Genomic DNA, 7,706 nt, shown 5'->3' with positions numbered 1-7,706 from the left:
CATCAATATTAATAAAACGTTGCTTCATAAACATTCATTCACATTAGATTAATTTTCCATTTTCACCGCAAACGCTTGCGGTGAAATAAATTTATACAAACAGCCCTATTGATAAGTTTTTCTAATTTTACTCATTAGCAGAAATCACGAGTAGCACATCATTTTCGTGATAAAAAGCAGGTTTTTGACATATCATTCAATAAGCGTAAGCAATAAATGATTTAGATCTAATTTTCCTAGTGTAAAATCTTGCAAAATTACTCCCGACTTATTTCCTGTTCCCAAAATGAGTAACTAAAAAATGAATACAACTACTTCTGCGGTTTCTACCGCACAATCGTCTAGTAAGTTTTCTTACAAAGACTTTACCTGGTGTCTGTCCCTTTTTGGTACGGCAGTAGGTGCAGGTGTACTGTTCCTTCCTATTAAAGCAGGTGCAGGTGGCTTCTGGCCATTAGTAATCCTAGCCCTAATCGCAGCACCAATGACTTGGTTCGCACACAAATCTTTAGCTCGTTTCGTTCTTTCTGCGAAAAACCCTGAAGCGGACATCACCGACACAGTAGAAGAGCACTTTGGTAAGACTGGCGCAAACCTTATTACGTTCGCTTACTTCTTCGCTATCTACCCAATCGTACTTATCTACGGTGTTGGTATCACAAACACAGTTGACTCTTTCCTAGTTAACCAAATGGGCATGGAATCTATTCCTCGCTGGCTACTTTCTGGTGCACTTATTGCTGCAATGACAGCAGGCGTAGTATTCGGTAAAGAGCTTATGCTGAAAGCAACTTCAGCAATGGTTTACCCTCTCGTGTTCATCCTACTAGCACTGTCTGTATACCTAATTCCTGGTTGGAACACTTCAATGATGGAAGTGTCACCTGACTGGGGTGCAATGCCAGCTATCGTTTGGCTAGCAATCCCTGTTATTGTGTTCTCTTTCAACCACAGCCCAATCATTTCTCAGTTCTCTAAAGAGCAACGTCGTGTATATGGTGATGACGCAGTTAAGAAAACTGACGCTATCACTGGTGGCGCAGCAATGATGCTGATGGGCTTTGTTATGTTCTTCGTTTTCTCTGTTGTACTTTCTCTGTCTCCAGAGCAACTAGCAACAGCGCAAGAGCAAAACATCTCTGTTCTTTCTTACCTAGCAAACGTGCATGAATCTCCACTGATCTCTTACATGGGTCCATTGGTTGCTTTCGCAGCGATCACCTCTAGCTACTTTGGCCACTTCTTGGGTGCGCACGAAGGTCTAGTTGGTCTAGTGAAATCTCGTTCAAAATCACCAGTAAGTAAGATCGAGAAGATGTCTCTAATCTTCATTGTAATCACAACTTGGATCGTTGCTATCGTTAACCCAAGCATCCTAGGTATGATTGAAACAATGGGTGCACCGATGATTGCGGCAATCCTATTCTTGATGCCAATCTTCGCAATGCAAAAAGTTCCTGCGATGGCTAAGTACAAAACTTCAGCACCTGTGCAAATTTTCACAGCAATCTGTGGTCTTGCTGCAATTAGTTCTGTAATCTACGGCGCTCTTTAATCATCTCTGCCCAGTGCAGTATGATTAATCCAAAAATATAACGATAAAATTAAGCCTCCCAACTCCCCTTGGGAGGCTTTCTTCTGAGGTAATCGATATGATTAGTGTTTTTGATATCTATAAAATCGGTGTTGGACCTTCAAGCTCACACACTGTAGGCCCAATGAAAGCGGGTAAAGAGTTTATTGATGATCTTCGTGCAATGGGAAAACTGCGCGACATCACTAAAATCACCGTTGACGTTTATGGATCACTATCACTGACAGGGAAAGGTCACCACACAGATATTGCTATCATCATGGGTCTTGCAGGCAACACTCCTGAGAAAGTTGATATCGATTCTATCCCGGGCTTTATCGCTCGTGTAGAAGAAACTGAACGCCTTCCCGTTGGCATGCACTGTCACACAGTATCGTTCCCACGTGAAGGTGGAATGAACTTCCACAAAACAAACCTAGAGCTACACGAAAACGGCATGCAGATCCACGCTTGGATTGATGACGAAAAAGCGTACTCAAAAACTTACTACTCTATCGGCGGTGGTTTCATCGTTGATGAAGAAAATTTCGGTAAAGAAGCTGAAAACCCAGTAAAAGTACCTTACCCGTTTACAACGGCAGAGGAACTGGTTAACCAATGCCACGAAAGTGGATTGTCCATCAGCGCACTAACCATGAAGAATGAGCATGCGCTTCATTCAGATGAAGAAACTCGTACTTATTTCGCGAACATCTGGCGCACAATGCGCGAGTGTATGGATCGCGGTATGAATGAAGAAGGTATTTTGCCTGGTCCACTGCGTGTGCCTCGCCGTGCAGCAGCACTTCGCCAGCAGCTACTTACTTCAGAAAAGACAACAAATGATCCAATGTCTGTTGTTGATTGGGTAAACATGTTCGCTTTCGCAGTAAACGAAGAGAACGCAGCAGGTGGCCGCGTTGTTACAGCACCAACTAACGGTGCGTGTGGCATCATTCCTGCGGTACTGGCTTACTACGATAAGTTCATCCAAACTGTGACTGAAAAAGATTACATCCGTTACTTTGCAGCTTCTGGCGCAATCGGAGGTCTTTACAAGCGTAACGCGTCTATCTCTGGTGCAGAGGTTGGCTGTCAGGGTGAAGTTGGCGTGGCATGTTCTATGGCAGCAGCAGGCCTTGCTGAGCTTATGGGTGGTAGCCCTGAGCAAGTATGTATGGCAGCAGAAATCGCGATGGAGCACAACTTAGGTCTAACGTGTGACCCAGTTGCAGGTCAGGTTCAGGTTCCATGTATTGAGCGTAACGGTATTGCGGCAGTAAAAGCAATCAACTCTACTCGCATGGCACTACGTCGCTCTTCAGCTCCAACTGTTTCTCTAGATAAGGTTATCGAAACCATGCTAGAAACAGGTAAAGACATGAACGCGAAATACCGCGAAACATCTCAAGGTGGTCTAGCAATCAAAGTGATTTGCTAACACGCCTTTCTGAATACCAATCAAAACCCGAGTCTGTGCTCGGGTTTTTTTATACCTAAAAAACCCAGGAAAATGCGTTATCAGGACAAGTAAAAAAAACCTAAAACGTTGAATATATCCAAATATTATGGATATCTCAGTAAAAAATCACATCTCTTCCCTAGCTTTATTGATAACGTAGCCAAAAATTAAACTTGGAGCACATCAACACATGATTAGGTTTGAAATTGGAAACCAAATCTGCGTTTGCTTGTCCGAAAACGAAATATCTCTAGAGCTCAATCAGTCACTCCACCACTCCATTCCTGTCAACCAAATGAGTACGCCATTCTGTCAACTATCGCCACATACGGCAGTTTAAATACGCCGATTAGTCAGCGGTTAATAGAAAGCAAAATCACTCAACAATACAAAATGACACTGCCTGAAAATGGCTTTAAAAACGCGGTGGCCGCTCTAAGAAAGAAATTTCGCAAGCTCACGGAAGAACATTTAACCACTAACAAAAACATTATCGAAAACATTCACCGGACCGGATACTTCATCCCTTTTACTATGCAAAACAACCACCAGAATGGCATCGAACATCAACAGAAGATCAATCAATACACAACCAATAGTCTTCGCAAAGCGCTTCGTATTTGCCTGCGTAATAAAAAGATCTATTCAGAAGCAATGTGGGTTGTGTTGATCACTGCGATCATTTTCTTTGCTATCTGTTACTACGCGATAAACAGCATCGTTAAACATAATTATCTGGATAACGCCTTCGAAATTGCAGAGAGCCTTTCCCGCAGGAGTTGCTTTGCTAATGAAAGCGAACTGAAGTCGCTATTTGATAATGTGAAGTTGGTGGAATCGAGCATGATGCTAGATCGTTTCAATATTCGATGCTTAGTCACTCCAGAAACCGTTGTCCCTGTCAGCAAAAAAGCCTTTGAAGAGTGGAGTAACAATAACAATTACACCACCCAATCATTTGACTTAAATAACGCAACTGTTTTGGTTCGTGTTAAAAACATTAACTTATCCGACAATGTTGAAAATCATATTTCACGTTTTTTTCTTTCCGGTATGAAGCTATCAACGAATACCGGAACGTCGTTAGAGATTGGTAACACCAATGAACGCTTTTTCAATTATCACGTAAAGAATAGTGGCTATAAAGAGGTGTATTACATCTCTGGGCCGTTTCAAAGTATCATTCTACTGAGCTTACTTTTTCTCATTATACTGCGTCACCGCTCCCTACAAGCCTTTATGGCTTACTTGTGCGCAATTCGACAGTTCAAAATAAAACTGGAGCCGATTTATAACACTTCGGCACAAAAGATTGTGCACTACGAAGCCCTCTCCCGGTTTAAGGTAAAAAATACGCAACGGTTTATTGAAACACTGATCCGCAATGGATTGCTGCTAACTCATACCTTACTGGTGATTGATTCCATCTACACCAAACAAAAAGCGTTGCCCATCCCTATCAGCATTAACGTTTGTCCTTCTTTGCTGCGAGGGCGTAACTTTTCAATCCTATATAGAGAGCTATCTAATCGGGATTGCCGTTTGCTGACAATCGAAATCACAGAAAATGCATCGATGTACTATACCTCTGAGATTTATGACAATGTCGCGAAACTAAAAGCTCTGGATTGTAAAATCAGTATTGATGACTTTGGCACCGGCAATAATAATGTGGCGCTTATCAGCAAGCTGAATCCGGACTACCTCAAAATCGACCGAGAATTTGTTATTGGCCTAAAATCTGATGATAAAAAGATAGAAACCTTGCGTCAGTTAATTGCTATGGGCAATACGTATCGCTGCACGGTCATTGTTGAAGGCGTAGAAACGGCAGACAGTGCTCACTTACTCACAACATTGGGCGCCTATATTCACCAAGGTTATTATTACCCTCTTCATTGCTAGCTTTTCTTCACTCGGTTAGTTACTTAAAATAGATCTAATACTCTATAAAAACTCGTGGTGGCATAAAGGTATGCCGCCAATTTGTGATTGAGCGATGATTGCGATTAAACCCACCAAACTGAAAGATTTTTCAAGTTTGATGCAATTGGATGTGCAAGAAGAGCAAAAAGGATTTTTTACACCGTTTGAAATGGCTTATCAAAAACGTAGTAAGTCAGAGGCGTTCTTTACGATTTATTCTGATGATCTATTAGTAGGCTATCTTGTTATCGATAAAGGTTTCTCCCAACATGCGCCGTTTGCTAAACGATACGAACTGGAGCTTAAGTACTTGATGATTGATCAACGTTTCCAACGTCAAGGGGTTGGGAGTGAGGCATTGCGTAAACTGTTCCTTTATGCGTATACCATTAACCCTAAAAGCACCTCTCTTTGCGCCACTGTTCCACAAAGTCAGCAATACGCTATCAGTTTTTTTGATGCGTGCGGATTCATTAATACAGAGGAAACAACATTGGGTGATAATGAAAAAGAATGGATTCTACGACACCCATTAAGCTAACTGGTGAAGCATAATCAAAATTGGGCCATTCAGATACAACAAAGGCAAGCTTCTCGCTTGCCTTTGTTTAATGCTCAATAGAAAGTGACTTATTCGCCTTTGTAAATACAACCCGCTGTGCACGTTTCTTTGATTTCTACTTTACTTAGCAGTGGTAAGCTTGGCTTAAGCTGCTGCCAAATCCATTTTGCTAACACTTCGCTAGTCGGGTTCTCTAACCCTTCAATGTCGTTTAGGTAGTAATGGTCTAAGCGATTGTAAATTGGTTTAAACGCAGCTTTGATCTCTGCAAAATCCACTACCCAACCTGTATGTGGATCAACTTCACCTTCTACATAAAGACGAACAAGGAAAGAGTGTCCGTGCAAACGACCACACTTGTGACCTTCTGGTACGTGTGGCAAATGGTGTGCTGCTTCGAACATAAACTCTTTGTATAATTCTGTTTTCATCTTGATTCTCAGGCTTTAAAAAGACAGGCAATACTAAGGAATTCGCTGCCAAGAGACAAGCGTTACCCCATACAAGCGTAGCAAAAACTTCCGCTAGTTCCCGGCCTCTTTGCTATCACTCACACCAAAGCGCCGTATTTCTGTCACGCGCCAAACATTTGATTACACAGCACTCACATCACAATTACATATCCCCAACATGTGTGGGGTCACAATCATTCATTTCGTTGTTCGCAGTGCGCATTTGTGCACATTAATATTGTGCAGTTCGTTCCAATTACACTTATAAATTTATGCGCTCAACTATCACTTTTAAGCTCTTACTGGCGTTAATTGCTGTCTTCAGCTGCGTTCTAGCTGCCTCTACGGCTTACCAATACCATCAACAAAAAACCTTAATCAATGATGTTCTTAGTGAACAACTCCATGATAAGGCTAGTAATTATTTCGACAGCCTAAATATGATGATGCTTACGGGCACCATGTCGCAAAAAGAGACCTTACGTCAAAAAGCCCTGGCCCAAGAAGGCATTGAAGCAGTTCGCGTGTTGCGAGCTGATACTGTGACCAAACTTTACGGACCTGGGCAACAAAACCAGCAGCCTGTCGATGATATTGATCAACGAGCGTTGAATGGTGAACTGGTGATTGAACCAATCTCAGCCGATTGGGGCAAAGGGTTAGTAGTCGCGCTACCAATGAAATCGAGCGAAAATTACCGTGGCACCAACTGCGTTTCTTGCCACGTTGCACCAGCAGGAGAAGTGTTGGGCGCGATTCGCTTGGAATACAACATGAATCATGTCAATTCAATGATCAGTAAACAGGCAATGTTTGCGATGGGAATAATGGCCGTAATCGCATTTGTGGGCTTCATCATAACGATGAGTTTGATTCAGAAAATCATTGTACGACCAATTCAAAGAACGTCGAAATTCATGTCGAATGTGAGCCATAGCAAAGATCTATCTCAACGACTTATGCATCACCAACAGGATGAAGTGGGCCAACTTTCTACTGCAATCAATTCATTCATGGATACGGTCTCCGAAAGCTTAGAACGTGTGCAAGACACCTCTCACTCACTTGCCGACTCCGCGAGTAAACTAACTGCTGTCGCGCAGTCCACAGATAAAGCGGCGAATAACCAACAGCTAGAGACCAACGAAGTACAAAGTAATATCACCGATATGTTGCAGCAACAAACTGCGGTTGAGGACTCGACTAACAACGCTACTGTTTTGGTCAATCACACCGTTGATGTCGCCACTCATAGTGCAAGCCAAGCACACAATGTAAGTGAAGACATCAAACAACTAGTAAGTAACATTGATACCGTACGGGAAAAAATCAGCTCTCTAAACCAAAGAACCGAAGAAGTGTCGTCCATTCTTGTGGTTATTAAGGGTATTGCAGAACAAACCAATCTGCTCGCGTTGAATGCTGCTATTGAAGCCGCCCGTGCCGGAGAGCAAGGGCGCGGTTTTGCGGTCGTCGCGGAAGAAGTGCGTAACCTGGCTTCTAGGACGGCTGAGGCCACTGGTAATATTGAACATATCATTTCTCAATTCCAGCAAGGAAGTGAAGAGTCATTAACTTCTGTTGATACCGTCTGCCAGTTTGCTCATCAACGCTCAGTCGATGTCGAGGCACTATCAGCCACAATGCATAACGTTGTTGACGAAATGCGCCAAGTGCTCAGACATGCAGAAGATATCCAAAACCAGACGCAAACCACATCTGATGTAAGTC

At 42.7% G+C, this 7,706-nt stretch carries 5 protein-coding genes and 1 pseudogene; 5 read left to right on the top strand and 1 reads right to left on the bottom strand.

What is annotated here, in order from left to right; all coding sequences use genetic code 11:
- The first annotated feature begins 301 nt into the window (after positions 1–301).
- The 4 genes and pseudogenes from CAG68_RS20815 (at position 302) to CAG68_RS20800 (ending at position 5,502) form a co-directional block, all read left to right on the top strand.
- Positions 302–1,555 (top strand): aromatic amino acid transport family protein, encoded by a 1,254-nt coding sequence (locus CAG68_RS20815; protein WP_005388284.1) that lies wholly within the window; start codon positions 302–304, stop codon positions 1,553–1,555.
- A gap of 97 nt (positions 1,556–1,652) precedes the next feature.
- On the top strand, positions 1,653–3,014 hold the full coding sequence (locus tag CAG68_RS20810; RefSeq protein ID WP_005376899.1) for an L-serine ammonia-lyase: 1,362 nt from the start codon (positions 1,653–1,655) through the stop codon (positions 3,012–3,014).
- A 211-nt stretch (positions 3,015–3,225) separates the two neighbouring features.
- Positions 3,226–4,940, top strand: a pseudogene (gene tpdA, locus CAG68_RS20805) (cyclic di-GMP phosphodiesterase TpdA).
- A gap of 94 nt (positions 4,941–5,034) precedes the next feature.
- On the top strand, positions 5,035–5,502 hold the full coding sequence (locus CAG68_RS20800; protein WP_017636099.1) for a GNAT family N-acetyltransferase: 468 nt from the start codon (positions 5,035–5,037) through the stop codon (positions 5,500–5,502).
- A gap of 89 nt (positions 5,503–5,591) precedes the next feature.
- On the opposite strand, the gene queD is transcribed toward CAG68_RS20800, so the two are convergent.
- On the bottom strand, positions 5,592–5,954 hold the full coding sequence (gene queD / locus CAG68_RS20795; RefSeq protein ID WP_005376896.1) for a 6-carboxytetrahydropterin synthase QueD: 363 nt from the start codon (positions 5,952–5,954) through the stop codon (positions 5,592–5,594).
- 293 nt (positions 5,955–6,247) lie between these two features.
- Between queD and CAG68_RS20790 the strand changes: the two genes are divergently transcribed.
- On the top strand, positions 6,248–7,706 hold a 1,459-nt coding region (locus tag CAG68_RS20790), incomplete at its 3' end, for a methyl-accepting chemotaxis protein (protein ID WP_161441611.1).

The sequence above is a fragment of the Vibrio sp. V42_P2S4T144 genome (assembly GCF_009904715.1).
Lineage (GTDB): Bacteria > Pseudomonadota > Gammaproteobacteria > Enterobacterales > Vibrionaceae > Vibrio > Vibrio alginolyticus.
The sequence above is the reverse complement of the archived record's forward strand: the minus strand, read 5'-3'. Positions and strand labels throughout refer to the sequence as shown.

Bases quoted from the DNA above. Each gene is read 5' to 3' on its own strand.
- CAG68_RS20815 (WP_005388284.1), top strand. From the start codon at position 302: ATGAATACAACTACTTCTGCGGTTTCTACCGCACAATCGTCTAGTAAG.
- CAG68_RS20810 (WP_005376899.1), top strand. From the start codon at position 1,653: ATGATTAGTGTTTTTGATATCTATAAAATCGGTGTTGGACCTTCAAGC.
- CAG68_RS20800 (WP_017636099.1), top strand. From the start codon at position 5,035: ATGATTGCGATTAAACCCACCAAACTGAAAGATTTTTCAAGTTTGATG.
- queD (WP_005376896.1), bottom strand. From the start codon at position 5,954: ATGAAAACAGAATTATACAAAGAGTTTATGTTCGAAGCAGCACACCAT.